We start from the raw sequence: 25,056 nt of genomic DNA on the forward strand, positions 1-25,056 counted from the left end.
TCACACGAACGGGCCCCGGCGAACCCGTTGTGGCCGAGCCCCGCGAACGAACCCTCACGGGTGACCGGACGGGGGCCGCGGCGGCGGCACGACACCCGCTCGACGATCCCCCGGCGGCGGGCCGCGCCCCCGGTGTCGTGGGGGCAGGACCGGGGGCCGGGCGTGAGCGGTGGCGGGCGTTGATAGCGTCGAGGTGTGCCGTGCCGGTCGGCACGGTGCGCCGCTCGACCGAGAGAGATCTGATGTCCCCGACGATCCGCAGGGCGGTGATCCCCGCCGCCGGGCTCGGTTCCCGCCTGCTGCCCCTGACCAAGGCGACACCGAAGGAGATGCTTCCGGTCGGCGACAAGCCGGTCATCGAGCACACCGTGCGCGAGCTGGTGGACTCCGGCATCACCGACATCACCATCGTCGTGTCCGGCGGCAAGAGCCTCATCCAGGACCACTTCCGCCCCAATCCCGCCCTCGTCGCGCAGCTGCGCGAGGACGGCAAGACGGCGTACGCGGACGCGGTGGAGGAGGTCGCCGAGCTGGCCCGCAAGGGCCACATCACCTACCTCGACCAGTACGGCCCCTACGGCAACGGCACCCCCGTGCTGAACGCCGCCCGCTCCTTCGGCGACGAGCCCGTACTGGTGCTGTGGCCCGACGACGTGTTCGTGGCCGAGACCCCCCGGGCCCAGCAGCTGATCCGCGCCTACGAGCAGACCGGCTGCCCGGTGCTGGCCCTGCTGCCGATGGACCCCGCCCACTCCCAGCGCTACGGCGTGCCCGTCGTCAAGGAGGACCTGGGCGACGGCCAGCTGCGCATCACCGGCCTGGTCGAGAAGCCGAAACCGCAGGACGCGCCGTCGCCGTACGCGGCCATCGGCGGCTACGTCATCACCCCGGGCATCGTCGACGAACTGCGCGAGCAGACCCGCCGCTGGTACGAACACCGGACCGGCGAGGTGTACCTGACCGACGCCATCAACGCCTACGCCGCCACCCGGGCGGTCTACGGCCAGGTCATCCAGGGCCGTTGGTACGACACCGGCAATCCGGCCGACTACCTCGTCGCCCAGATGGCCTTCGCCCTCTCCCACCCCGAGTACGGGCCCCTGCTGCGCGGCCTGGTCGGTGAACTCGACGCCAGGGGCGACGACACCGGAGCCTGACGCAGCGGTACCGAGCGGGGAGCGGGAGACCGGCCGTCCGTCGAGGCCGTCACGCTCGGGGCCGCCGACACGGCCGGCACGAGGCGATCGAACGGCGTCGAGAAGGTGCCCCGAAGGACACAACCCTTTGGCTTTCCGGGTTGTCCTCCTTCATATCAGCACTATACGCACCTTGGGGTACACAATGGCGCGAATCAGGACAGTATGGGCTGCGCTCGCTCTCATGGGCACCGTGACAGCGGTGGCGGCCACCCCGGTCCAGGCCTCCCCGCTCTCCGTCGCACCGGCGACGGCGTGCCCGACAGGCTGGGGCAGCCTGGAGAAGAACGACTCGTCGGCCACGACGGCATCGGTGACGAACATCAGGACCGGCCGCCAGACCTGCTACGACCGCATGGTCGTCGACGTCCCGGGAGCGGGCACCGGTCTCGGCTACACCGTCGAGTACGTCGACCGCATCCGCCAGGACGGATCGGGACGGCCCGTCCCAGTCGGCGGCGGAGCCGTCCTCGAGGTACGGGTGGCGGCGCCCGCCTACGACCACGAGACCGGCGAAGCGACCTACCCCGGCCGGGCGGGCCGTCCGCTGCCCGGCGTGGATCTCACCGGATACCGCACCTTCAAGGACGCCAGGTTCGCCGGCAGCTTCGAGGGCGACACGCAGATCGGCCTCGGAGTGCGCGCGCGGCTGCCGTTCCGGGTGTTCGTGCTCGACGACCGGGTCGTGGTGGACGTGGCCCACAACTGGACCGGCACCCGCTGAGGGCGAGTCCGTCCGGTCGACGCCGTCGAACGCCGCGGGGCCCGGCGGGAGCGAGGTGCTCCGCGCCGGGCCCCGCGACGTCCGCGGTGGCGTGCGGCCGGACCGGTCCGTCAGAAGGTCAGCTTCCAGCTGTCGATGTAGCCCGTGTCCTGAGCGGCCACGTCCTGCACCCTGAGCCGCCAGTTCCCGTCGGCCGTCTCGCTCGACGCGTCGACGGTGTAGGTGGCGATCACGTTGTCCGCGGAGTCCGAACTGCTGGAGCTCTTCAGGCGGTACGCCGTGCCGTCCGGTGCGAGCAGGTCGACCACCAGGTCACCGCGCCAGGTGTGCTTGATGTCCACCCCCACCCGCAGCGCCGCGGGCGCGTTCCCGGTACGTCCGGAGACGGTGAGGGTCGAGGTCACCGCGGCGCCGTTGTCCGGGACGGCGACGTCGCCGGTGCTCTCGTACACCTCACCGGGCGGCAGCGGCTCCTCGGTGCCCAGGGTCCAGATCGCATGGGCCAGGGCGTCGCTGTTGCGGTCCAGCGCGGTGTCGTTGATGTTCGTCGTCGAGTCGCAGGACGAGTGGTAGCACCGGTCGAAGGCCTGGCCGGAGGTACCACCCCACTTGGCGGCCTGCGCCGCCGTCTTGGCCCTGCTCGCGCCCGTGAACAGACCTCCCACCGGAATGCCCACGTTCTTGAACGAGGCGTGGTCGGAGCGTCCGTCGCCCTCCGTCTCGATCTCGGTCGCGACGCCGATGCCCGCGTACCAGTCCTTGAAGACCTTCTCGATCGCCGGGTCGTCGTCGTAGACGAAGTAGCCCGGGTTCGGTGAGCCGACCATGTCGAGGTTGATGTATCCCGAGATCTTCGAACGGTCCGCGGCGGGAAGGTTGTTGACGTAGTACCGGGAGCCCACGAGTCCCAGCTCCTCGGCGCCCCACCAGGCGAACCGCAGGTGCTTGGTGGGCTGGAGCTGGGCACGGGAGACGGCGAGCGCCGTCTCCAGCACGGCGGCGGAGCCGGAGCCGTTGTCGTTGATCCCCGCTCCGGAGGAGACCGAGTCGAGGTGCGCGCCGGCCATCACGATCCGGTCGGCGTCGCCGCCCGGCCAGTCGGCGATCAGGTTGTACCCGGTCGAGCCGGAGGAGGTGAACTGCTGGACGGTGGTGGTGAAACCGGCCGCGTCCAGCTTCGCCTTCACGTAGTCGAGCGAGGCCCGGTAGCCGGGCCGGCCGTGCGCCCGGTTGCCGCCGTTGGCGGTGGCGATCGACTGGAACTGGGTCAGGTGCGCCTTGACGTTCGCCAGCGGGATGTCGGGCGCGGCCAGTGCCCGCGCCTCGCCGGACGCGGCCGTTCCCGCGCCGCCGGCGCCGTCCTCGGCCGATGTCGGGGAGCTGGCGGCCAGGAGGCCCGCCAGGGTGACGGCGACCAGAGCGGTCGTCCGTCTGAAGGTGGACTTGGGCAGGCTGAATCTCAGGTCGGTCATGTGGGGGGTCCGCACTTTCTCGTCGACGGGCTGTATCGATCGGAGCCTGGTGCTGTGGTGCCAGAGCTGTGCGGGTGCTGCGTGTGCCCGATGTTCAGCCAGATGTTGATGGCCCGTCAAGAGCCGTATCCGGTCAGAGGTGTTCGCTCAGCGGACGCCCCGAGGAATCGGGGCGTCCGCCGAGTCGTGTCTCTCCCTGTCCCCCCTCGCCCGTCGCCTCCCCGCCCCCGCTCCCCTCAGCCCCTCGCCTCAGAGTTCGGAATCGATGCCGGTGATCGCCGGCGGGCCCAGTGGCGCGCTGCCCTCGTCGAAACCGGCGGCGCGCAGCGCCGAGTCCGCGAGCAGGCGGGCGTCCGTCTCCGCGCGGGGGCCGCTGTCCGCGACGACGGTCAGGCGCAGGGTGAAGGTGCCGTCGTCGTTGACGGTGAGGACGTCCAGGTCCTCCTGGCTCCCCATCTGGGTGCGGTGGGGGTCCGCCGGGCGCAGGGCCCGGGCGAGTTCGGCCCGGGCACCGTCGTCGATGCCGTCGGTGAAGGTGCCCGGCACGGTGATGACGTAGGTGGTCATGACGCTCCTCCTTCGGGTGCCCCTTCGCATACCCCCGGTCCGGCCGGGGGATCCGGGGGATGCGGCCGACCGGACGACCTGCCCGTCCTCGTCGACGACGGCCGCGGCGCTTGCGCACGCCGCCCGACCATGTGGCGGGAACCATGACTCGTACGGGTGACGAACGGGGTTCGTGCTGACGCCCACGGCCCCTGATGCCCGACGATCTGAGTCGGCGGGTCGCCCCACCACGGACGGCCGTGCCGTCGACCGGCCGAGGATCCCCGGGAGAGGCGCCATGCGCATCCTGCTCATCGCCAGTGCCTACAACAGCCTCACGCAACGCGTCCACGCCGAACTGCGCGAGCGCGGGCACGCCGTCGCCGTGGAGGTGACCCCCGGCAGCGACGACGTGCGTGCGGCCGTGCAGCGGCACAGGGCCGACCTGATCGTGGCACCCCTGCTCAAGGCGGTCGTGCCGCGCGAGGTGTGGAGTGCGCGGACCTGCCTGATCGTGCACCCCGGGCCGGTCGGCGACCGTGGGCCCTCCTCGCTGGACTGGGCCATCCACGAGGACGTCCGCGAGTGGGGTGTCACCGTGCTCCAGGCCGACGAGGAGATGGACGCCGGCCCGGTGTGGGCGACGGCGCGCTTCCCCCTTCCTCCGGTCGGCAAGAGCGACCTGTACCGCAACGAGCTGTCCGACGCGGCCGTGGAAGCCGTCCTGCTGGCGGTGGAACGATTCGCCTCCGGGCGCTACGTCCCGGTGGACCAGAACTCCCTGCCCAGGCGCCCCCACGCGCGCACCCGGCCCGTGCTGCGCCAGGAGACGCGCCGGATCTCGTGGGCCGAGGACTCCACCGACACGGTGCTGCGCGCCCTGCGCGCCGCCGACTCCCAGCCCGGCGTCCTGGACGGACTGCTCGGCGGAGAATGGTTCCTGCACGGCGGCCACCCGGAGCACCGCCTCAGGGGGCGCCCGGGAGAGCTGCTGGCCACCCGGGCGGGCGCGGTCTGCCGCGCCACGGTGGACGGGGCGGTGTGGATCCCCGAACTGCGGGCGCGCACCGGCCCCGGCGTGCCCCGCGCCTGCAAACTGCCGGCCGTCACCGCCCTGGCCGGCCGGCTGTCCGGTCTGCCCGAGCGGCCCGCCCCGGCACTCACTGCACTCACTCCGATGGACGACACCGCCTGGTCCGACATCAGGTACCTGGAGGAGGGGCCCGTCGGCATACTGTCGTTCTCCTTTCCCGGCGGCGCGATGTCCACCGACCACTGCCGGAGACTGCTGGCCGCCTACCGCGCGGCCCGCGAACGGCCGACCGAGGTGCTGGTCCTCGGCGGGGCGCGCGACTTCTTCTCCAACGGCATCCACCTCGGCGTCATCGAGGCGGCGGCCGACCCCGCCGCCGAGTCCTGGGCCAACATCAACGCGATGGACGACCTGGTCGAGGCCGTCCTCGACACCACCGACCGGCTGGTGGTCGGCGCGATCGGCGGCAACGCCGCGGCCGGCGGGGTGATGCTGGCGCTGGCCGCCGACGAGGTGTGGTGCCGCTCGGGCTCGGTGCTCAACCCGCACTACCGGCTCATGGGCCTGTACGGCTCCGAGTACTGGACGTACACCCTGCCCCGCCGGGTCGGCCGGACCACCGCCGAGCGGCTCACCGAGGACGCCCTGCCCGTCACGGCCGCCAGAGCCCGGGACATCGGCCTGGTCGACCGGGTGGTGGAGTGCGCGCCGTCCCGGTTCACCGACGAGGTCCTGCTGCTGGCCGCCCGGCTGGCGGCCTCCCCGCTCACCCGGACGCGCCTCGCGGCCAAGAAGACCGAGACCGACCGGCGTGAGTCCGACACCCCGCTGGCGGCGGTCCGCGAGCGCGAACTGGCCAGAATGCGTGCCACCTTCTTCGACCCCGACGCGCCGTACCACGCCCTGCGCCGGGCGTTCGCACGCAAGGAACGCGCAACGGCGCATCGCGTCGCTGCGGATGCGGCGTCGGTCAGGTTGGCCGACTCTTAGCAGGAACACGGCCGATTCGTCGGCCATGCCGTTTTCCTCCCCAGGAGGCATGTGATGAACGCAGCATCGCCGACCACGGCTCAGGAGCCGGGCAGGGCCGGCGCACCCGGCACGGACGAGAAGCCGATCCACATCCTCTGGATCAACGCCGGTCTGAGTTGCGACGGCGACTCGGTCGCCCTGACGGCCGCCATGCAGCCCAGCATCGAGGAGATCGTCCTCGGGGCGCTGCCCGGACTGCCCAAGATCGCGGTGCACTGGCCGCTCATCGACTTCGAGTGCGGACCCGTCGGCGGCGCGGACACGTTCATCGAGTGGTTCTTCAAGGGCGAACGCGGTGAGATCGACCCGTTCGTGCTGGTGGTGGAGGGGTCCGTCCCGAACGAGTCGATCAAGCAGGAGGGCTACTGGTGCGGCTTCGGCGACGATCCCGAGACCGGCCAGCCCATCACCACGAGCGAGTGGATCGACCGGCTCGCCCCGAAGGCGCTGGCGGTCGTCGCGATCGGCACCTGCGCGACGTACGGCGGCATCCACGCGATGGCCGGCAACCCGACCGGGGCCATGGGTGTGCCCGACTACCTGGGCTGGGACTGGAAGTCCGAGGCCGGCATCCCCATCGTGTGCGTGCCGGGCTGCCCCATCCAGCCCGACAACTTCGCGGAGACCCTGACGTACCTGCTCTACCAGGCCGTCGGGTCCGCGCCGATGATCCCGCTCGACGACAAGCTGCGCCCCACCTGGCTGTTCGGGGCCACCGTGCACGAGGGTTGCGACCGGGCCGGCTACTACGAGGAAGGCCTGTTCGCGACGGCCTACGACTCGCCGCAGTGCCTGGTCAAACTGGGCTGCTGGGGGCCGGTCGTCAAGTGCAACGTGCCCAAGCGCGGCTGGATGAGCGGCATCGGCGGCTGCCCCAACGTGGGCGGCATCTGTATCGCGTGCACCATGCCCGGCTTCCCCGACAAGTTCATGCCGTTCATGGACGAACCTCCCGGCGGCAGGTTGTCCAGCACGGCCAGCGGCGCGTACGGCGCGGTGATCCGCAGGCTGCGGAACATCACGGCCAGGACCGTGGACAAGGAACCCAAGTGGCGGCACCGCGGCCAGGAGATCACCACCGGCTACCGGCCGCCGTGGTGACCACCGCGCCCGCGGCCCGCTGACCGACCCCTCCCCCGCTCGACGACCCGACCGACCGAAGGGCATCACAGACACAATGGCGACCTCGACGACGACCGGTGACGGCACCGGCCTGGTGGAGATGGCGTGGGACCCGATCACCCGGATCGTGGGCAGCCTCGGCATCCACACGAAGATCGACTTCAAGCAGAAGCGGGTCGCCGAGTGCTACAGCACCTCGTCGGTCTTCCGCGGCTACAGCGTCTTCATGCGCGGCAAGGACCCGCGGGACGCGCACTTCATCACCAGCCGCATCTGCGGCATCTGCGGTGACAACCACGCCACCTGCTCGGTGTACGCGCAGAACATGGCCTACGGGGTGAAGCCGCCGCACCTGGGCGAGTGGATCCTCAACCTCGGCGAGTCCGCCGAGTACATGTTCGACCACAACATCTTCCAGGAGAACCTGGTCGGGGTCGACTACTGCGAGAAGATGGTCCGCGAGACCAACCCGGGCGTCCTCGAACTCGCCGAGCGCACCGAGGCGCCGCACGCCGCCGAGCACGGCTACCGCACGATCGCCGACATCATGCGCTCGCTCAACCCGCTGGAGGGCGAGTTCTACCGCGAGGCCCTCCAGGTCAGCCGGTACACGCGCGAGATGTTCTGCCTCATGGAGGGCCGCCACGTGCACCCCTCCACGCTCTACCCGGGCGGTGTCGGCACGGTCGCCTCCGTGCAGCTCTTCACGGACTACATGAGCCGCCTCATGCGGTACGTCGAGTTCATGAAGCGCGTCGTGCCGCTGCACGACGACCTGTTCGACTTCTTCTACGAGGCACTGCCCGGCTACGAGGAGGTCGGCCGCCGACGCGTCCTGCTCGGCTGCTGGGGCGCGCTCAACGACCCCGAGTACTGCGACTTCACCTACGCCAACATGACGGACTGGGGCCGGCGGATGTTCGTCACCCCCGGCGTGATCGTGGACGGCAAGCTGGTCACCAACGACCTGACGCAGATCAACCTCGGCATCCGCATCCTGCTGGGCAGCTCCTACTACGAGGACTGGGAGGGCCAGGAGCAGTTCGTCACCCACGACCCGCTCGGCAACCCGGTCGACCCGCGCCACCCGTGGAACCAGCACACCATCCCGGCCCCGCAGAAGCGGGACTTCGACGACAAGTACAGCTGGGTGATGTCCCCGCGCTGGTTCGACGGCAAGGACCACCTCGCCCTCGACACCGGCGGCGGCCCCATCGCCCGGCTGTGGTCCACGGCCCTGTCCGGTCTCGTCGACGTCGGCTACGTCAAGGCCACCGGCCACAGCGTGGTCATCAACCTGCCGCGCACCATGACCAAGCCCGAGACCACCTTCGAGTGGAAGATCCCGCAGTGGTCCAACGCGCTGGAGCGCAACCGGGCCCGCACCTACTTCCAGGCGTACGCCGCCGCGATCGCCCTGCACTGCGCGGAGAAGGGCCTGGAGGAGGTCCGCGCCGGACGCACCCAGACCTGGGAGAAGTTCGAGGTCCCGGACGAGAGCATCGGCTGCGGCTTCACCGAGGCCGTCCGCGGCGTCCTCTCCCACCACATGGTGATCCGCGACGGCAAGATCGCCAACTACCACCCGTACCCGCCGACTCCGTGGAACGCCAGTGTCCGCGACTCCTACGGCACCCCGGGCCCGTACGAGGACGCCGTGCAGAACACCCCCATCTTCGAGGAGAACCCCCCGGAGAACTTCAAGGGCATCGACATCATGCGCGCCGTGCGCAGCTTCGACCCCTGTCTGCCGTGCGGGGTCCACATGTACGTCGGCGGCGGACGGACGGTGAAGTCGATGCACGTGCCGACCGGACTGAGCGGCCTCGCCGGATGAGCGGCGGGCACCGAACGCTCGACGCGGAGACGGCCGGCCGGCTGGTCGAGCAGGTCCTCGACCGGCTGGCCGCCTCCGGCGACCGCGCGGCCTGCGACGCCGCCGAGGAACTCGTCCGGGTGCTCATGGACTTCTACGGCGCCGGCCTCGCCCGCGCCATGGAGCTGATCGGCCGCGACCCGCAGGCCCCCGCCCGCGACCTCACCGAGGTCCTGCTCGGCGACGAACTCGTGGCCGGACTGCTGGTGCTGCACGGTCTGCACCCGGACGACGTGCACACCCGGATCGCCCGTGCCCTGCACGGCACCGGACAGTCGTGGCAGGCAGCCGGGTTCGACCCGGCCACCGGTGTGCTGCGGCTGCGGCTCACCGGCTCCTCGGGGTGCGGCTGCGCCGGCACCCGCGAGGCCCTGGCCCAGACGGCGAAGGACGCCCTGGCGAGTCTCGCGCCCGAGGTGACGAGCGTGGAAGTGGAGGCCGCCGCGAAGGAACCGGCCCTCCTCCAGATCGGCGCCGCCCCGCACCGCGCGGGCGGCCGTTCACCGGCCACGGCACCGTGAGCGCGCCGCCGGCCGGTGCGGGGCCCGTCCGGTCCGGCCCCGGTCCCCGGGGCCTGCGCCGCTTCACCGCGCCGCGTCCACCGGCGCAGGAACGCTGCGAGCTGTGCTCGGCGACGCTCGCCGACGCACGGCACCGGCACCTCGTCGACACCGAGAAGCGCGCCCTGGCGTGCGTATGCGACCCCTGCGCCCTCCTGCTGGACCGCTCCGGCGGCAGCCGGGGCCGCTTCCGCACGGTCCCGGGCCGCCACCTGAGCGACCCCGACCATCGCATCGACGACCGGGCCTGGGAGCAGTTGCGCATCCCCGTCGGGGTGGTCTTCTTCTTCCGCAACTCCGCGCTCGGCCGGCCGGTCGCCTTCTACCCCAGCCCCGCTGGGGCGACAGAGAGCGAACTCGACCCGCAGGCCTGGCAGTCCGTCCTGGAGCGCACCCGCCTCGCCGGGCTGCTCCAGCCGGACGTCGAGGCACTGCTGCTGCGCCGCCGGGACGACCGTGTCGAGTGCTTCCTGGTGCCGATCGACATCTGCTACGAACTGGTGGGCCGTATGCGACTGCGCTGGCAGGGCTTCGACGGCGGCGCGGAGGCGCGCGCCGACCTGGAGGCCTTCTTCACCCACGTCCGCGACCGGGCCGGCGCCACGCCGGGGAGCCGGTCATGACCGACTTCGGCTTCACCTGCACCGGGGTGCGGGCCGACCCGTACTCCGCGGGCCCCACCCTCGTGTTCCGGCTGCGGATCACGGCCACGGCCGGGACCCGGGTCCACGCGCTGGCGCTGCGCTGCCAGATCCGCGTCGAACCGGCCCGGCGCGGCTACGGCGACGACGAGGCCGAGGCGCTGTCCGACCTGTTCGGCGAGCGGTCCCGCTGGGGCAGCACCCTCAATCCCGTGCAGTTCGCACAGGTGCAGGCGATGGTCCCGGGCTTCACCGGCGAGGTGGAGACCGACCTGGTGGTGCCCTGCACCTACGACATGGACGTCGCGTCCACGCGCTACTTCCACGCCCTGGAGGACGGCGAGGTGCCGCTGCTCCTGCTGTTCTCCGGCACCGCCTTCACCGGTGACCGCGGCTTCCATGTGGAGCCGGTCCCCTGGGACAGGGAGACCACCTTCCGGATGCCGGTGAAGACCTGGCGGGAGATGGTCGACCAGCACTTCCCGGGCGCCGGCTGGATCCGGCTGCCGCGGGACACCATGGACGCCCTGCTCGCCCACCGGTCGCGGCTCGCCCTGCCCTCGTGGCAGGCGGCCGTCGAGGACCTGCTGGACGCGGCCGGGGAGAGGACACCGTGACCACGACGACGTTCACCCCCGGCACCGAGGCCCGGCTGGCGGTCGCGCGGCAGGTCGCCGACGCCGTGCTGTTCGAGGGTTACGTGCTCTACCCCTACCGGGCCTCGGCCGCCAAGAACCGGCTGCGCTGGCAGTTCGGGGTCCTCGTACCGCCGGCCTGGACGCCGGTCGCCGAGGAACACGACTTCCAGCACACCGAGTTGCTGATGGAGCCCCGGCAGGGGGCCACACTCGCCGTCGAGGTGCGCTTCCTGCACAGCCGGCGCCGCACGGTGCAGCGGACCCGCCCGGACGGCGGGTTCGAGACCGTGGCCGAACTGCGCCTGGAGGACCGGGTGCTGGTTCCCTGGGACGAGGGGCACGAGGAGACGGTCCGGTTCACCGTGCCCGTGGCGGAGCTGGCGGACACCGGTGTCGTCATGCCCTTCGAGCGCCCCGCGGCCGACACCACCGAAGCGGTCACGGACGACGCCGGACAGGTCGTGGGGCGGCTGGTGCTGCGGCGCGAGGAGATCCGCGGCGCCGTACGGCTGTCCACCAGCGAACTGGACGGCCCCTACCGCACACAGCGTCTGACCGTCGTCGTGGAGAACACCAGCGACTGGTCACCGGACGAGTCCGCCGACCGCGACGCGGCCCTCCCCCGGTCGCTCGTCGCCAGCCATACGCTGCTCTGTCTGGACGGCGGCGGCTTCCTGTCGATGACGGACCCGCCGGAGTGGGCCGCGGGCGCCACCGCGGCGTGCCGCAATCTGCACACCTGGCCCGTGCTCGCGGGTGAGCCCGGCCGCCGCGACCTGGTGCTGTCCTCGCCGATCATCCTGGAGGACCATCCGGCCATCGCCCCGGAGAGCCCCGGCGCCCTGTACGACGCCACGGAGATCGACGAGATCCTGACACTGCGCACCGCGGCCCTCACCGACGAGGAGAAGCGCGAGGCCAAAGGGACCGATCCACGGGCGGCGGCGGTGATCGACCTGGCCGACTCGATGCCGCCGGAGATCCTGGAACGTCTGCACGGCGCGGTGCGCGGCCTTCGCGAGGTCGTCGCGCCGAACGCACCCGCGGTGCCCGGCACTCCGGCTGCGGCGCCGCCCGGCGCACCCGGCGACCCGTTCACCGGGGTCACCCGGCCCGCCACCCCGTGGTGGGACCCCGGCGCGGACGCCTCCGTGGACCCCGCCCACGACCACGTCCAGGTCGGGGGTCACGCGGTGCGGGCCGGCAGCCGGGTGGTGCTGCGGCCCCGGCTGCGCCACACCGACGCGCAGGACCTGTTCCTGCACGGCCGCAACGCCCTGGTGGAAGCGGTCCTGCAGGACGTCGACGGAGGCGTGCACATCGCGGTGACCGTCGACGACGACCCCGGCGCAGACCTCAGGCGCGAGCAGGGCCGTTTCCTCTACTTCCAGCCCGACGAGGTCGAACCCCTCCCGGAGGACGCGTGAGCACCGACGCACCGCCCCGCCCCCGCACGCTGGTCGCCGGGGTGGGCAACATCTTCCTCGGCGACGACGGCTTCGGCGTGGAGACCGCGCGCGCCCTGGCGAACCACGAACTGCCCGCCGGCGTCGAGGTCGCCGACATCGGCATCCGCGGCGTGCATCTGGCCTACCGGCTGCTCGACGGCTACGACACGCTCGTCCTCCTCGACGCGACGGCCCGGGGCGGCGATCCGGGCACGCTGTACGTGATCGACGCCACGGACCCCGGCACCCGCCCGCCGTCCGAAAGCGTGCCCCTGGACGGCCACCGCATGACCCCCGACGCGGTGCTGGCGCTCCTGGACACGCTGTGCGCCGGCACCGGCGCCACGCCTCCGCGCCGGACCCTGGTCGTCGGCTGCGAGCCCGCGCAGGTGGAGGAGGGCATCGGCCTCAGCCCGCAGGTCACCGCCGCGGTGCCCGAGGCGGTGCGCCTGGTCGCCGAACTGGTCCGTGACGAGGCCGTCGTATGACGTACCGAGGACTGCCCCGGCGTCTCGCCGAGAAACACACCACTCCCAGGGAGACCACCATGAACAAGCGCCTTGTCGGCGGTACGGCCGCCGCCACCACCGCCACCGCGTTCGCGGCGCTCCTCGCGCGCGTCCTGCCCGACATCCGCCGCTACTTCCGCATGCGCAGGATGTGACGCCCCCTCGCCCGCCCGTGTGCACCGAACGGGCTAGCCGGGCGTGCGACTTCGGCGCGCCACGCCTGGGGCCGTGGGTCCCCGCCGTGTAATGGACGCCGGAGAGGCATCCGCGCGCCCAGGACGGAGAGCGATGCACGAGATGTCCGTCGCCCTGGCGGTCGTCGACCAGGTCGAGCGAGCGGCACGCTCCCGCGGAGCGCACGGCGTGCGGGACGTGCACGTCGAGATCGGCGAGCTGGCCGGAGTGGTGCCCGACTCGCTCGGGTTCTGCTTCGAACTCGCCTGCGCCGGAACCGCCCTGGAGGGCGCCGCCCTCCACACCCGCAGCGTCCCGGGCCGGGCCCGCTGCGCTCCGTGCGGACGGAGCTGGGACACCGGGCTGCCCCCGGACATGGTCTGCGCCGGCTGCCGCGGGGCCGCCACCGAGCTGGTGTCGGGCCGGGAACTGCGTATCGCCGAGGTGCGCTGGGCCGCCGGTCCCGACTCCCCCGAGTACAGCAACGCAACGAACGGCGAGGAGACCTGACCATGTGCCGTGTAGTCGACCTCCAGCAGGCGGTGCTCGCCAAGAACGCGATGGCGGCGGACGTCCTGCGCACCGAACTGGCTGCCCGGGGCACGACGGTGGTCAACCTCCTGTCGAGCCCTGGCAGCGGCAAGACCGCGCTGCTGGAGCGGGAACTGCTGCTGGCGAGGGAGCGCGGCATCGCCGCCGCCGCCCTGACCGCCGATCTGGCGACCGAGAACGACGCCACGCGTCTGTCCCGCTCCGGTGTCCCGGTCAAGCAGGTGCTCACCGACGGCCTGTGCCATCTGGAGGCCGACATGCTCGCCGGCCATCTGCACAACTGGCTTCCGCAGGACACCCGGCTGCTGTTCGTGGAGAACGTGGGCAACCTCGTCTGCCCCGCCTCCTACGACCTCGGCGAGTCGCTGCGGGTCGTCCTCGCCTCCGTCACCGAGGGCGAGGACAAGCCACTGAAATACCCCACCGCGTTCGGCCTGGCCCAGCTCGTACTGGTCACCAAGGCCGATCTGGCGGGGCCCGCCGAGTTCGACGAGACCGCGTTCCGCAGGAACGTGCAGCAGGTCAACCCGGGCGTCGAGGTGCAGCTCACCTCCGTGCGCAGCGCACGCGGCGCCGGCCTGCTGCTCGACCGGGCGCTGGCGGCCGCCGAGGGCCGGTCCGTGCACGCGCCGGTGATGGCCAGGGCCCAGGCGTGAGCACCACCCCCGACGTGAGCGCCCCGCCGCCCGGCGCGGCGCTCACCGCGCCGCGCCGTCGCGTCCGGGTCACCGTGCGGGGCGTGGTGCAGGGGGTGGGGTTCCGGCCCTTCGTCCACGGTCTGGCGACGGAGCTGTCGCTGGCCGGTCAGGTGACCAACACCGGTGACGGGGTCGTCGTGGAGGTCGAGGGCCCGCCGGACGCCGTCGACCGGTTCTGCGCACGGGTCGCGCCCGACGCCCCGCCGCTCGCCCATGTGGAGTCGGTGGACACCACCGACCTGCCCGCGACGGGCGGCGACGGCTTCACCATCGTGGCGTCGGACCCCACCGGCCCCGTCCGCACCCTGGTGGCCCCCGACACCGCCACCTGCGCCGACTGTCTGGCCGAACTGGCGGACCCGGCCGACCGGCGCCACCGCCACGCCTTCATCACCTGCACGCACTGCGGACCGCGCTTCACCATCGTCACCGGCCTGCCGTACGACCGCGCGCACACCACGATGTCGGGGTTCCCGCTGTGTCCGCGCTGCGACCGGGAGTACCACGACCCCGGCGACCGCCGCTTCCACGCGCAGCCCGTCGCCTGTCCCGACTGCGGCCCCCGGCTGCGGCTGGTCCTGGCGGACGCCGGCGCCGCCGCGTCCCGGGAGCTCGATCCCGTCGACGAGGCGCGCGCCCTGCTCGCCGCCGGAGCGATCGTCGCCGTCAAGGGAATCGGCGGGTACCACCTGGCCTGTGACGCCACCCAGCCGGAGGCGGTCGCCGAGCTGCGCCGCCGCAAGGCCCGCGGCGACAAGCCGTTCGCGCTGATGGCCGCGGACGTGGCCGCGGTCGAGCACCTGGTGCACCTCGACGCCGCCGAACGGGAACTGCTCACCGGCCGCGCGCGACCCGTGGTCCTGCTGCGGCGCCGCCCGCCCGTCCGGCCCGCACCCGGCAGGCCCGTGCCCGCCGACGCGGTCGCTCCGGGCAGTCCCGACCTCGGCGTCATGCTGCCGTACACACCGGTGCACCACCTGCTGCTCGGGGCGGCCGACCGCGGCGCGCGCACCGCGGCGCCCCGCCTGCTCGTGATGACCAGCGGCAACCTCTCCGGGGAGCCCATCGTCACCGACGACGGCGAGGCCCTGGACCGGCTGGCCGGTCTGGCCGACGCGTGGCTGCTGCACGACCGGCCCGTCCACGTCCCGTGCGACGACTCCGTGGTGCGCGTCTGCGACGGCAGACCGCTCGTGCTGCGCCGCTCCCGGGGCTACGCCCCGCTGCCGGTCACCCTGCCGGTCCCGGTGGCGCCGGCGCTCGCGGTCGGCGGCGATCTGAAGAACGTCTTCTGTCTCGGCCGGGGCGACCGGGCCTGGTTGTCCGCGCACGTCGGCGACATGGACGACCTCGCCACGCAGCACGCCTTCGGCCGTGCCGAGCGGCAGCTGGAATCCATCACGGGCGTACGGCCGGAGCTGCTCGTCACCGACACGCACCCGGCGTACCGGTCGGCAGCGTGGGCGCGGCGCCACGCCGGCGGCCGGCCCGTCGCCCGGGTCCAGCACCATCACGCGCACATCGCCGCCGTACTGGCGGAACACGGTGTCGAGGACGGCCGCCGGGTCATCGGCGTCGCCTTCGACGGCACCGGGCACGGGACGGACGGCACCGTGTGGGGCGGTGAGTTCCTGCTCGCGGACTACGACGGCTTCGACCGGTTCGCGCACCTCGCCCAGGTGCCGCTGCCCGGCGGTGACGCCGCCGTGCGGCGGCCGTACCGCATGGCGCTCGCGCATCTGCGCGCCGCGGGTGTGGCGGCCGCCGCGGACCTGCCGTGCGTCGCCGCCTGCCCCGACGGCGAACTCCCGCTGCTGACGCGCCAGTTGGAGCGCGGCCTGAACTGCGTGCCCACCTCCAGCATGGGCCGTCTCTTCGACGCCGTCTCGTCGCTGGCGGGCGTCTGCCACCACGCGGGCTACGAGGCACAGGCCGCGATCGAACTGGAGGCGGCGGCGGTGTCCGCCGGCTGCGAGGACGACGACCCGCGGTACACGTTCCGCCTGACCCGCGGCGAAGGTCCGGGCGACGCGCCGCTGGCCGCCGATCCGGCGCCGCTGCTGGCCGCCGCCGTCGACGACGTCCGGCTCGGGGTCCCGGCCGCGACCGTCGCCGTCCGCTTCCACCTCGCCGTCGCCCGGCTGGTGCGGACGGTGTGCGGTGCCGCCCGGGAGACGGCCGGCCTGGAGACCGTCGCCCTGACGGGCGGAGTGTTCGCCAATGTGCTGCTCTCCTCGGCCTGCGCCCGGGGGCTGCGCGCGGACGGCTTCACCGTGCTGCGCCACCAGAGGATTCCGCCCAACGACGGCGGTCTGGCGCTCGGCCAGTTGGTCGTGGCCGCCCGCACCGCGGCCACGGGACGCTGACGGGCACCGGCCCGCCGCGCGCGAACAGTGAGGAGACACACATGTGCCTGGCGGTACCCGGCCGAGTGCTGGGCATCGAGGAACGGGACGGCACCCGGATGGCCACCGTCGACTTCGGCGGCGTCGTCAAGGAGGTGTGCCTGGAGTACCTGCCCGATCTGAAGGTCGGTGAGTACGCCATCGTCCATGTCGGTTTCGCCCTCCAACGCGTGGACGAGGAGTCCGCGCTGAGGACCCTGGAGCTGTTCGAGAACCTGGGCCTGCTCCAGGAGGAGTTCGGGGACCCCTGGGAACAGGCCGCGCAGGCGGATGCCGGTCCGGCCGGGGAGGTGCGTCGGTGAAGTACGTCGACGAGTTCCAGGACCCGGATCTGGCGGCCCGGCTGCTGGACGACATCAGGGCCGCGGTGACCAGGCCGTGGGCGCTGATGGAGGTGTGCGGCGGTCAGACGCACACCATCATCCGGCACGGCATCGACCAACTCCTCCCGGACGAGGTCGAGTTGATCCACGGACCGGGATGCCCGGTGTGCGTGACGCCGTTGGAGGTGATCGACAAGGCGCTGGAGATCGCCTCCCGCCCCGGCGTGATCTTCTGCTCCTTCGGGGACATGCTCCGGGTCCCGGGCACCGGCCGCGACCTCTTCCAGGTGCGCGGCGCAGGCGGCGACGTCCGCGTGGTGTACTCCCCGCTCGACGCGCTGCGGATCGCGCGGGAGAACCCGGACCGCGAGGTCGTCTTCTTCGGCATCGGCTTCGAGACCACCGCACCGCCCAACGCGATGACCGTGTACCAGGCCCGCAAGCACGACATCCGCAACTTCAGCCTGCTGGTGTCGCACGTCCGGGTGCCGCCCGCGATCGAGGCGGTCATGCAGTCGCCGGACTGCCGCGTGCAGGGCTTCCTGGCGGCCGGGCACGTGTGCAGCGTGATGGGGACGCGGGAGTACCCGGCGCTCGCCGAGCGGTACCGGGTGCCCATCGTGGTCACCGGGTTCGAGCCGCTCGACATCCTCGAAGGTGTACGGCGCACGGTGCGCCAACTGGAGCGGGGCGAGCACTCGGTGGTCAACGCCTATCCGCGCGCCGTGCGCGACGAGGGCAACCCGGCGGCGCGGGCGATGCTCGACGACGTCTTCGAGGTCACCGACCGGGCCTGGCGCGGCATCGGAGTCATCGCCGACAGCGGCTGGCGGCTGTCCGAGCGCTACCGCGCCTACGACGCCGAACACCGCTTCCAGGTGGGGGACATCGCCACGCGCGAGCCCGCGGAGTGCCGCAGCGGCGAGGTCCTCCAGGGGCTGCTGAAACCGCACGAGTGCGAGGCCTTCGGCACCACCTGCACGCCGCGCACGCCGCTCGGGGCCACGATGGTCTCCAGTGAGGGCGCCTGCGCCGCCTACTTCCTGTACCGGCGGCTCGACCTGCCGGCCCGCCCGACGGCCGCGGCCGTACCCGGCCCGAGCCTGGAGGACAGCACCGTTGGCTGACACCGCGGCGACCCCGGACATGCTCTCCTGGACCTGCCCCGCGCCCCTGCGCGACCGGCCCCGGGTGGTGATGGGCCACGGCGGCGGTGGCGCCCTGTCCGCCGAGCTCGTCGAACAGATCTTCCTGCCCGCCCTCGGCGGCACCGCACGGGCCGCGCTGACCGATTCCGCCGCCGTCGAACTGGGCGGTGCGCGGCTGGCCTTCTCCACCGACTCGTTCGTGGTGCGGCCGTTGTTCTTCCCCGGCGGCAGCATCGGGGACCTCGCGGTCAACGGCACGGTCAACGACCTCGCGATGAGCGGGGCGCGCCCCGCCTACCTCTCGTGCGGCGTCATCCTGGAGGAGGGGGTCGAGCTCGACACCGTCGTCGAGGTGGCCGCCGCGATCGGCGCCGCCGCCCGCACCGCCGGCGTCCGGGTGGTGACGGGCGACACCAAGGTCGTGGAGGCCGGGCACGGCGACGGCGTGTACCTCAACACGGCCGGCATCGGCCTCATCCCGCCCGGCGTCGACCTGCGCCCGGAGCGGGTGGTGCCCGGCGACGTCGTCATCGTCAGCGGCGCGATCGGCCTGCACGGCGTGGCCATCCTGAGCGAACGCGAGAACCTGCGGTTCGGCACCGACATCGAGAGCGACTGCGCGGCGCTCGGCGGGCTCGTCGAGGCGATGCTGGCCGTCACACCGGACCTGCATGTGCTGCGCGACCCGACGCGCGGCGGTCTGGCCGCCTCGCTCAACGAGATCGCCGTCGGGTCGGGCACCGGGATCGTCGTGCGGGAGCGTTCCGTGCCGGTGCCGCCGCCCGTGGCCAGTGCCTGCGCGATGCTCGGACTCGATCCGATGTACGTCGCCAACGAGGGCAAACTCGTCGCCTTCGTGCCGCGGGAGCACGCCGAGGCGGTCCTCGCCGCGATGCGCGGGCACGAGCGGGGCGCCGAGGCGGTGATCATCGGCGAGGTGGTCGAGGAGCATCCGGGCATGGTCGTGGCGCGCACCGCGCTCGGCGGCACCCGGGTGGTGGACATGCCGCTCGGCGAACAGCTGCCGAGGATCTGCTGACCCGCGCCGGACGCACCCCCGCGCGCACGACACCCGGTGCCGTGCGGCGCCGGGTGTCAGCGGGACCGGTCGCGCCGTCCGGGGCGGGTGTCCAGGGTCCAGGTGTGTGTGCAGCCGGGGCACTGGAGGTGCACCCGGGCACCCTCGTTCCCTATCAGGTAACGCCAGTGCTGCGGGCAGTTGCGGCCGTCCAGGCAGGTGGCGCAGTCGCGCGCGTCGTCACAGCCGGGGCAGGGCACCCAGGCCCGCCGGGCCCGGTCGGCCTGGGGGTCAATGGGAAGTCGCATCGCCCTCGTCCCGTCCGGGCAGCACACCGGCCGCCACGAGCATGGCGTACGTCCGCTGCTGCTCGGCGTCGAGGCCGGAGTACAGCAGGGCGGTGGCCTCCTGCTCCGACCGCAGCGCGGCGACGGGATCCCAGTCGGGCCCGAGCGCGGCCATCACCTCGGCCCGTCGCCGGGCCTCCTCCAGAGTGAGGTCCAGCGAGAAGGTGAACGGGCCGGAGCCGGAGCTGTCAGTCATGGGACCGGTGCTTTCGCGGGGGACGTGCTTTCCGGGCCACGTTTACCAGAGCGAATCGCGGTCCGTGAAGCGAATGTGACCGACCTCATCGCCGGGCCGCGCCCGCCCGTACCGCCCCGGTCCTCGCGGTGCCGCTATCGCACGAGCGCCGGGAGCCCTGCCGCCGACGTCTGTGCGCGAACGGGAAGCCGGGCTCCGAGCAGAATCATCAGCAGGGCCCGCTCGGTCGCGTCGGTGAGGAGTTCGGAGGCCCGTGCCATGGCCTCGGCGAGCGCCATCGGCGCCGGCAGGATGCCGCTGTAGGCGTCCACCCCGGGCACCTCGGCGGCGCCCTCGCCGAGTGTCCCCGCCAGCGCGAGCACCGGTCGCCCGTGCAGCTTGGCCCGGCGGGCCACCTCGGCGGGGACCTTTCCCCGGGGGGTCTGGCGGTCCAGGGCGCCTTCCGCGGTGACGACCAGATCGGCACGGGCGAGACGGGCGTCGAGGTCGAGGTGGCCGAGCAGCACGTCGAAGCGTGGCAGCAGCCGGGCGCCCAGCGCGGCGAGCCCCGCGCCGAGACCGCCCGACGCGCCGGTGCCGGGGCCCTGCCGCAGATCGGCGGCGGTACCGGCGAGATCGCGGGTGAGGACGGCCGCCCAGTTCTCCAGCGCGGCCGACAGCTGCTCGACCTGCGACGGCGTGGCGCCCTTCTGCGGTCCGTAGACGCGGGCCACGCCCCGCTCCCCGCACAGCACGTTGTACGGATTGCAGGCGACGAGCAGTTCCACCTCCCGCAAGCGGGGGTCGAGTCCGCCCGGGTCGACGCGGCTCAGCCGGGTCAGCTCCCGTCCCCCGGGCGGGAGTTCGCGGCCGTCGGCGTCGAGCAGCCGCGCGCCGAGGGCCTGGAGCGCGCCGGCGCCGCCGTCGGAGGTTCCGGAGTCGCCGCAGCCGACGAGGACGCGGCGCACACCGGTGTCCAGCGCGGCGCGGATCAGCTCGCCGACGCCGTACGTCGTGGTGGCGCCGGGATCGCGCAGGGCCTGCGGGACGAGGCTCAGGCCCGCCACCGCGGCCATCTCCACGACCGCGGTGTCCCGCGGGCCGAGCAGCGCCCAGTGGGTGTCGACCGGCAGGCCGACGGGTCCCGTGGCGGACCGCGCGACGAGCCGTCCGCCGGTCGCGGCGGCGAGTGCGGCGGCGGTGCCCTCGCCTCCGTCGACCAGGGGGATCCGGTCGATCCCGGCGTCGGGCAGGACGCGGTGGACACCGGCCGCGATGGCGTCGGCGGCGGCCTCGGCGGACAGGGACTCCTTGAAGCCACTGGGGGCTACGACGACACGGGTCAGCATGGGCCGGCTCCTAACGTGCGACGGGAACGCCGAGCAGCGGCCATACCGCGACGGCGAAGATCAGGACCAGCGCGGCGGTCAGCGGCGCCAGGACCGCGGACAGACGCAGCAGGTCGCGGGGGGTGTACGTGGGGGTGCCGGGGATGTCCGCGAACAGCGTGACCGGCTTGGCGGAGGCCGGCAGCGTGTGGCAGAACCCCGCGGCGGCGGTGGAGGCGAGTGCCGCCGCGACCGGGTTGACCCCCGCGCCGACCGCGGCCGCGACGACCAGCGGCACCAGCACCGAGGAACGGGCGGAGCGGGACTGGAGCACCAGATGGGCGGCGGTGCTGACGACGACCACGACGGTCAGGAACGCCAGCGGGGTGACCTCCGCGGGCAGCCCGCCGACCACCCACCTCGCCGCGCCCGAGTCGGCCAGTGCGACACCCATGGCCATGGTGGCCGCCATGAACAGCAGCAGCGACCAGGGCACCGTCTTCAGGGCGTCCTTCAGCCGTACGGTGCCGAGGGCCGGTGAGGAGGCCACGACCGCGCCGATCAACGCGACGACGGCCGGAGACACCCGGTGCAGCGGTTCGCTGCACCACAGGAGGACCACCGTGCCCAGCAGCAGGGCGCAGCGCGTCTCGGACGGGGTCCAGGGCCCGGTGACCGGGCTCTTGCTGTGCTCCTGGATCTGCTCGGCGGTGATGTGCACGGCGCCCCGGCGGTCGGCGCGCCGCGTGGTGGTCAGCAGGACGAGTTCGGCGGCCAGGTGGGAGGAGGCCACGGCCAGGGGCAGCCCCAGCAGCAGCCACTGGGTGAAGCCGATCCGCTCCCCCGTCTCCTGCCACAGCACCGACACGGTGATCAGGTGCGCGCCGGCGCCGATCAGCGTCGCGACCGCCGACAGCAGGATCACCGTCGGGAACAGCAGCGCCAGCATCACGACCAGGCGCCGGCGGTCGGCGAGGGCCTTGGCGAGGGCGAGGAACACCGGCAGCGCGAGCGCCGCCCGGCCCGATGTGGCCGGCACCGCGAACGCCGTGACGACCAGCGCGGCCGTCGTCAGGTGCACCAACTGGCGTACGGTGCGCGCCCCGCCGACCAGGAACGCCGCCGCCCGCCCCGCGAGTCCGGTCCTGGCCACCGCGGCGGCCAGGACGAAGGCGCAGATCAGCAGCCACACGGTGGAGTCCCCGAGCGTGCCGAACAGGGTGTCGCTGCTGATCACCCCGGTCACGGTCAGCGCCAGCCCGGCACCGAGCGCGATGTACGTGTCGTCGACCGGCGTTCCGATCCAGGCGCAGGTCGCGAGGACGAACACGGCCAGGGTGAGGCGGGCCTGCCCGCTCAGGCCGGGGAAGTTGCCGGGGACCACGAGCAGCGCGCACAGGGACAGCGCCACACAGAGAGCCGCGGTGGCACGGAGGTTCAGGGTCACGTCATCGAGAGTTCACCTGGGCGGTGAGCCCGTTATGAGCCTCAGATGAAGGAAACCTCACGCACGGCCCTGCCTCACACCGGTAGCCGGTACCCCATGCCCCGGACGGTCTCCACCTGCTGCGCGCCGAGCTTCTTGCGCAGCGACCGCACGTACACGTCCACGATGTTGGACCCGGGGTCGAAGTCGTAGCCCCACACATGGGACAGGATCTGCTCGCGGGACAGCACCTGGCCCGGATGCCTCAGGAACAGCTCCAGCAGGACGAACTCACGGGCCGTGAGGTCGACGGTCCGCTCCCCCGCCCTGGCCCGCCGGGTGCGCAGGTCCAGGGTGAGCGAGCCCGACCGCAGCACCGTCACCTCGGGAGCCCTGGCCGCCGTGCGCAGCCTCAGCCGCACCCGTGCCAGCAGTTCCTCGAAGCGGAAGGGCTTGGTCATCCAGTCGTCGGCGCCGCCCTCCAGACCGGCCACGGTGTCGCGTACGCAGTCCCGCGCGGTCAGCACGATCACCGGAACCGTCACCCGGGCCTCGCGCAGTTCGCGCAGCACCGTGAAGCCGTCCCGGCCGGGCAGGCCGATGTCGAGGACGACCAGGTCGAAACCTCCCGTGAGGGCGTACTCGTAGGCCGAGTCGCCGTCGCCGACCACGGTCGTGGTGAAGCCGTTGGCGCGCAGGCCCTTCTCGACGAAGGAGGCGATGCGCTCCTCGTCCTCGACGATGAGAATCCGGTTCACGTGCGTGCCTCTTCCAGGGTGAGTACGAAGGTGGCGCCGCCGCCTTCGGTGTCGTGCAGGCGGACGCGGCCGCCGTGCGCCTCGGCGATGGCGCGGACGATCGACAAGCCGAGCCCCGCGCCGGAGCCGCGGGCGCCACGGCGTGCGGTGCCGCGGCGGAACCGTTCGAAGATGACCTCGGTGTCCTGTGCCTGGACGCCGGGGCCGGAGTCGGCGACGTAGAGCTCCACCTGGGCGGCGTGGGAGCGCGAGCCGATGCGGATGGTCTGGCCCGGCGCCGTGTGCTGCACGGCGTTCTGCGCGAGCTGCACCATCGCCTGGGTGATGCGCTGGGGGTCCAGCACGGCCTCCCGGTCCGCCACCTCGGCCAGGTGCCAGTCCCGGTCGCCGAGGGTGCGGGCCTTGACGTAGACGTCGGCGGTCAGTTCGGCGAGCTGGACGGGTTCGGGGGTGACGAAGTCGGGGCGCTCGGCCTTGGCGAGGAGGAGCAGGTCCTCCACGATGCGGCTCATCCGGTCCAGTTCGTCGGTGACCAGGCGCACGGTCTCCTCGCGCTCGGCCGGGTCGTCGCCCATGAGTTCCAGGTGCCCGCGCACGATCGTGATGGGGGTGCGCAGTTCGTGTCCGGCGTCGTCGACGAACTCGCGCTGGGCTGCGAAGGCACGCTCCAGCCGGTCGAGCATCGCGTTGAACGTCTCGGCGAGCGCGGCCACGTCGTCCCGGCCGCGCACCGGGATGCGCCGGGTGAGGTCCTGCTCGGTGAGCTGTGCCGCGGCGGTGCGCACCAGGCGTACGGGCTTCAGGATCCGTCCGGCGACCACCCAGCCGACGCCGGTGGTCAGGACCAGGGCGACTCCGGAGATGGCGAGCAGGATGCGGAACACCGCGTCGGCGCCCTGCTGTTCGCGCTCGGGGTGGAAGGCGACGACAAAGGCGGCGTCCGGTTCATCGCCGGGCCGGGAGACGGCCACTTTGGCCCAGCGGATCTCACCCGAGGGCCGGTGCAGGGTCCCGGTGGAGGCGGACGACTCGAAGACGCGGCGCCGGGCGTCGGCGTCCTCGTAGAGGGGGACGCGCACGGGGATGTCCCGGGGCTGGAAGATCTGGGCGGGGTCGCGGCCCGCCCGGCCGACCAGGCCGATCAGTTCCTCGTCGCGGTCGGCGTACTGCCGCTCCAGGAAGACCCGCAGCAGCCGGGCGGGGTCGTCGAAGGGCCGGCCCGTCGCCGGGTCGACGCCGCGCTCGACGAAGTTGGTGAACTCGCCCGCCTCCTGCGCCAGCAGTCCGTTGATCCGGTGGTGGGCGTCCCGCAGCAGGATCGAGCGGGTGGTCGTGGCGACCGAGCCGAGCGCGACCGCCATCACGAGCAGCAGCCACAGCAGGATGCGGACGCGGGCGGAGATCCGCCGGCGGGGTGCGTCAGCCGTCGTCGGCTCCGTCGTCCGCTGCGTCGTCGTCGGCGCGGTCGTCCCCGGTCGGCCGGTCCGTGCCGGGTCGGCCGGAGTCGTCGTCGTCATCGTCGTCGTCCGAGGAGTTGTCGGTCACCCCGGGCCGGGGGACGGCCTCGTCGCTCGGTGTCGGCCCGGGACGGCTGGGCGTGGCGGAGCCACTGGGCAGGTCCACCTGCGAGGGCACCTCCGGGGTTTTCGGGCTGTCTGCGAGGGCGAAGCTGGTCGCGGCGATACCGACGGGAATCACCACGACCGCGGCGAGGGCCGCCAACCGGCGAGAGAAGACCATGGCATCGATCCTGCGCACCGGACCACTGCGGCAGGATGAGCCCCGGATGAGGATTTCTTCATCTGCGGGCCGCACCACCCCGCCGATTCGCCACGATCCTCCGCCTCTTCGTTGCGCACGTCCGCCCACCCTATGCGCGCTCCGCGAGTAGCCCGCGCCCGCGCGGT

Annotated in this window: 26 protein-coding genes; 17 read left to right on the plus strand and 9 right to left on the minus strand. The window is 72.9% G+C overall.

Annotated features, from left to right (window positions below):
* Positions 1-242 precede the first annotated feature (242 nt).
* Positions 243-1,157 carry a UTP--glucose-1-phosphate uridylyltransferase gene (locus DN051_RS05360; RefSeq protein ID WP_053756283.1) on the plus strand — a complete coding sequence of 305 codons (915 nt, stop codon included), beginning with the start codon at positions 243-245 and terminating at the stop codon, positions 1,155-1,157.
* 184 nt (positions 1,158-1,341) lie between these two features.
* Positions 1,342-1,920 carry an AMIN-like domain-containing (lipo)protein gene (locus DN051_RS05365; RefSeq protein ID WP_053756134.1) on the plus strand — a complete coding sequence of 193 codons (579 nt, stop codon included), beginning with the start codon at positions 1,342-1,344 and terminating at the stop codon, positions 1,918-1,920.
* A gap of 110 nt (positions 1,921-2,030) precedes the next feature.
* On the opposite strand, the gene DN051_RS05370 is transcribed toward DN051_RS05365, so the two are convergent.
* The gene (locus DN051_RS05370) at positions 2,031-3,392 is read right to left on the minus strand and encodes a M28 family peptidase (RefSeq protein WP_112438115.1); all 1,362 of its coding nucleotides are present in this window, start codon (positions 3,390-3,392) and stop codon (positions 2,031-2,033) included.
* Positions 3,393-3,641: 249 nt separating this feature from the next.
* On the minus strand, positions 3,642-3,959 hold the full coding sequence (locus DN051_RS05375) for a hypothetical protein (RefSeq protein ID WP_053756132.1): 318 nt from the start codon (positions 3,957-3,959) through the stop codon (positions 3,642-3,644).
* A 277-nt stretch (positions 3,960-4,236) separates the two neighbouring features.
* Here DN051_RS05375 and DN051_RS05380 point away from each other — a divergent pair, with 277 nt between their 5' ends.
* The 15 genes from DN051_RS05380 to hypE all read left to right on the plus strand — a co-directional run bounded on the left by DN051_RS05380 (position 4,237) and on the right by hypE (position 19,136).
* Positions 4,237-5,961: a hydrogenase maturation protein gene (locus tag DN051_RS05380; RefSeq protein WP_053756131.1), complete on the plus strand. Its 1,725-nt coding sequence runs from the start codon at positions 4,237-4,239 to the stop codon at positions 5,959-5,961.
* A 54-nt stretch (positions 5,962-6,015) separates the two neighbouring features.
* Positions 6,016-7,104 (plus strand): NADH-quinone oxidoreductase subunit B family protein, encoded by a 1,089-nt coding sequence (locus DN051_RS05385; protein ID WP_053756130.1) that lies wholly within the window; start codon positions 6,016-6,018, stop codon positions 7,102-7,104.
* A 76-nt stretch (positions 7,105-7,180) separates the two neighbouring features.
* Positions 7,181-8,962 (plus strand): nickel-dependent hydrogenase large subunit, encoded by a 1,782-nt coding sequence (locus DN051_RS05390; protein ID WP_112438116.1) that lies wholly within the window; start codon positions 7,181-7,183, stop codon positions 8,960-8,962.
* Complete coding sequence (locus DN051_RS05395; protein WP_112438117.1) at positions 8,959-9,522, plus strand: hypothetical protein; 564 nt, start codon at positions 8,959-8,961, stop codon at positions 9,520-9,522. Before DN051_RS05390 ends, DN051_RS05395 begins: the two co-directional genes overlap by 4 nt.
* Positions 9,519-10,184 (plus strand): DUF5947 family protein, encoded by a 666-nt coding sequence (locus DN051_RS05400; RefSeq protein ID WP_112438118.1) that lies wholly within the window; start codon positions 9,519-9,521, stop codon positions 10,182-10,184. Before DN051_RS05395 ends, DN051_RS05400 begins: the two co-directional genes overlap by 4 nt.
* Entirely contained in the window at positions 10,181-10,819 is a 639-nt protein-coding gene (locus tag DN051_RS05405; protein ID WP_112438119.1) for a DUF6084 family protein, read from the plus strand. The genes DN051_RS05400 and DN051_RS05405 overlap by 4 nt, the downstream gene beginning before the upstream one ends.
* Entirely contained in the window at positions 10,816-12,267 is a 1,452-nt protein-coding gene (locus DN051_RS05410; protein ID WP_112438120.1) for a hypothetical protein, read from the plus strand. The genes DN051_RS05405 and DN051_RS05410 overlap by 4 nt, the downstream gene beginning before the upstream one ends.
* Positions 12,264-12,776 (plus strand): hydrogenase maturation protease, encoded by a 513-nt coding sequence (locus tag DN051_RS05415; RefSeq protein WP_053756124.1) that lies wholly within the window; start codon positions 12,264-12,266, stop codon positions 12,774-12,776. The genes DN051_RS05410 and DN051_RS05415 overlap by 4 nt, the downstream gene beginning before the upstream one ends.
* Positions 12,777-12,835: 59 nt before the next feature.
* Positions 12,836-12,952 carry a DUF6893 family small protein gene (locus tag DN051_RS47755; protein ID WP_381280856.1) on the plus strand — a complete coding sequence of 39 codons (117 nt, stop codon included), beginning with the start codon at positions 12,836-12,838 and terminating at the stop codon, positions 12,950-12,952.
* A 133-nt stretch (positions 12,953-13,085) separates the two neighbouring features.
* Positions 13,086-13,481 (plus strand): hydrogenase maturation nickel metallochaperone HypA/HybF, encoded by a 396-nt coding sequence (locus tag DN051_RS05425; protein ID WP_053756122.1) that lies wholly within the window; start codon positions 13,086-13,088, stop codon positions 13,479-13,481.
* 2 nt (positions 13,482-13,483) lie between these two features.
* Positions 13,484-14,179, plus strand: a complete 696-nt coding sequence (gene hypB, locus DN051_RS05430; RefSeq protein ID WP_053756121.1) for a hydrogenase nickel incorporation protein HypB — start codon at positions 13,484-13,486, stop codon at positions 14,177-14,179.
* Entirely contained in the window at positions 14,176-16,587 is a 2,412-nt protein-coding gene (hypF, locus tag DN051_RS05435) for a carbamoyltransferase HypF (RefSeq protein ID WP_425471732.1), read from the plus strand. Before hypB ends, hypF begins: the two co-directional genes overlap by 4 nt.
* 41 nt (positions 16,588-16,628) lie before the next feature.
* Positions 16,629-16,928 carry a HypC/HybG/HupF family hydrogenase formation chaperone gene (locus DN051_RS05440; protein ID WP_053756120.1) on the plus strand — a complete coding sequence of 100 codons (300 nt, stop codon included), beginning with the start codon at positions 16,629-16,631 and terminating at the stop codon, positions 16,926-16,928.
* On the plus strand, positions 16,925-18,076 hold the full coding sequence (gene hypD / locus DN051_RS05445; protein WP_112438122.1) for a hydrogenase formation protein HypD: 1,152 nt from the start codon (positions 16,925-16,927) through the stop codon (positions 18,074-18,076). Before DN051_RS05440 ends, hypD begins: the two co-directional genes overlap by 4 nt.
* A 19-nt stretch (positions 18,077-18,095) precedes the next feature.
* Positions 18,096-19,136 carry a hydrogenase expression/formation protein HypE gene (gene hypE, locus DN051_RS05450; RefSeq protein WP_199314975.1) on the plus strand — a complete coding sequence of 347 codons (1,041 nt, stop codon included), beginning with the start codon at positions 18,096-18,098 and terminating at the stop codon, positions 19,134-19,136.
* A 56-nt stretch (positions 19,137-19,192) separates the two neighbouring features.
* On the opposite strand, the gene DN051_RS05455 is transcribed toward hypE, so the two are convergent.
* The 7 genes from DN051_RS05455 to DN051_RS05485 all read right to left on the minus strand — a co-directional run bounded on the left by DN051_RS05455 (position 19,193) and on the right by DN051_RS05485 (position 24,889).
* The gene (locus DN051_RS05455) at positions 19,193-19,423 is read right to left on the minus strand and encodes a hypothetical protein (protein ID WP_079000238.1); all 231 of its coding nucleotides are present in this window, start codon (positions 19,421-19,423) and stop codon (positions 19,193-19,195) included.
* Positions 19,407-19,658: a DUF6400 family protein gene (locus DN051_RS05460; RefSeq protein WP_112438124.1), complete on the minus strand. Its 252-nt coding sequence runs from the start codon at positions 19,656-19,658 to the stop codon at positions 19,407-19,409. Before DN051_RS05460 ends, DN051_RS05455 begins: the two co-directional genes overlap by 17 nt.
* Positions 19,659-19,792: 134 nt before the next feature.
* On the minus strand, positions 19,793-20,986 hold the full coding sequence (locus DN051_RS05465) for a glycerate kinase family protein (protein ID WP_112438125.1): 1,194 nt from the start codon (positions 20,984-20,986) through the stop codon (positions 19,793-19,795).
* A gap of 10 nt (positions 20,987-20,996) precedes the next feature.
* Positions 20,997-22,412, minus strand: a complete 1,416-nt coding sequence (locus DN051_RS05470; protein ID WP_162624860.1) for an SLC13 family permease — start codon at positions 22,410-22,412, stop codon at positions 20,997-20,999.
* A 74-nt stretch (positions 22,413-22,486) separates the two neighbouring features.
* Positions 22,487-23,149, minus strand: coding sequence for a response regulator transcription factor (locus tag DN051_RS05475; RefSeq protein WP_112438126.1), 663 nt, complete (start codon positions 23,147-23,149; stop codon positions 22,487-22,489).
* A complete protein-coding gene (locus DN051_RS05480) occupies positions 23,146-24,510 on the minus strand; it encodes a sensor histidine kinase (protein WP_053756281.1) in 1,365 nt (454 codons plus the stop codon). The genes DN051_RS05475 and DN051_RS05480 overlap by 4 nt, the downstream gene beginning before the upstream one ends.
* Before the next feature lie 58 nt (positions 24,511-24,568).
* The gene (locus DN051_RS05485; protein WP_112438127.1) at positions 24,569-24,889 is read right to left on the minus strand and encodes a small secreted hydrophilic protein; all 321 of its coding nucleotides are present in this window, start codon (positions 24,887-24,889) and stop codon (positions 24,569-24,571) included.
* Positions 24,890-25,056 lie beyond the last annotated feature (167 nt).

This window comes from Streptomyces cadmiisoli (assembly GCF_003261055.1).
In the GTDB taxonomy this organism is placed as follows: Bacteria; Actinomycetota; Actinomycetes; order Streptomycetales; family Streptomycetaceae; genus Streptomyces; species Streptomyces cadmiisoli.

Coding starts and splice junctions, on each gene's coding strand:
- DN051_RS05360 (WP_053756283.1), top strand. CDS start 243: ATGTCCCCGACGATCCGCAGGGCGGTGATCCCCGCCGCCGGGCTCGGT.
- DN051_RS05365 (WP_053756134.1), top strand. CDS start 1,342: ATGGCGCGAATCAGGACAGTATGGGCTGCGCTCGCTCTCATGGGCACC.
- DN051_RS05370 (WP_112438115.1), bottom strand. CDS start 3,392: ATGACCGACCTGAGATTCAGCCTGCCCAAGTCCACCTTCAGACGGACG.
- DN051_RS05375 (WP_053756132.1), bottom strand. CDS start 3,959: ATGACCACCTACGTCATCACCGTGCCGGGCACCTTCACCGACGGCATC.
- DN051_RS05380 (WP_053756131.1), top strand. CDS start 4,237: ATGCGCATCCTGCTCATCGCCAGTGCCTACAACAGCCTCACGCAACGC.
- DN051_RS05385 (WP_053756130.1), top strand. CDS start 6,016: ATGAACGCAGCATCGCCGACCACGGCTCAGGAGCCGGGCAGGGCCGGC.
- DN051_RS05390 (WP_112438116.1), top strand. CDS start 7,181: ATGGCGACCTCGACGACGACCGGTGACGGCACCGGCCTGGTGGAGATG.
- DN051_RS05395 (WP_112438117.1), top strand. CDS start 8,959: ATGAGCGGCGGGCACCGAACGCTCGACGCGGAGACGGCCGGCCGGCTG.
- DN051_RS05405 (WP_112438119.1), top strand. CDS start 10,181: ATGACCGACTTCGGCTTCACCTGCACCGGGGTGCGGGCCGACCCGTAC.
- DN051_RS47755 (WP_381280856.1), top strand. CDS start 12,836: ATGAACAAGCGCCTTGTCGGCGGTACGGCCGCCGCCACCACCGCCACC.
- DN051_RS05425 (WP_053756122.1), top strand. CDS start 13,086: ATGCACGAGATGTCCGTCGCCCTGGCGGTCGTCGACCAGGTCGAGCGA.
- hypB (WP_053756121.1), top strand. CDS start 13,484: ATGTGCCGTGTAGTCGACCTCCAGCAGGCGGTGCTCGCCAAGAACGCG.
- DN051_RS05440 (WP_053756120.1), top strand. CDS start 16,629: ATGTGCCTGGCGGTACCCGGCCGAGTGCTGGGCATCGAGGAACGGGAC.
- hypE (WP_199314975.1), top strand. CDS start 18,096: ATGCTCTCCTGGACCTGCCCCGCGCCCCTGCGCGACCGGCCCCGGGTG.
- DN051_RS05455 (WP_079000238.1), bottom strand. CDS start 19,423: ATGCGACTTCCCATTGACCCCCAGGCCGACCGGGCCCGGCGGGCCTGG.
- DN051_RS05460 (WP_112438124.1), bottom strand. CDS start 19,658: ATGACTGACAGCTCCGGCTCCGGCCCGTTCACCTTCTCGCTGGACCTC.
- DN051_RS05465 (WP_112438125.1), bottom strand. CDS start 20,986: ATGCTGACCCGTGTCGTCGTAGCCCCCAGTGGCTTCAAGGAGTCCCTG.
- DN051_RS05480 (WP_053756281.1), bottom strand. CDS start 24,510: ATGGCGGTCGCGCTCGGCTCGGTCGCCACGACCACCCGCTCGATCCTG.
- DN051_RS05485 (WP_112438127.1), bottom strand. CDS start 24,889: ATGGTCTTCTCTCGCCGGTTGGCGGCCCTCGCCGCGGTCGTGGTGATT.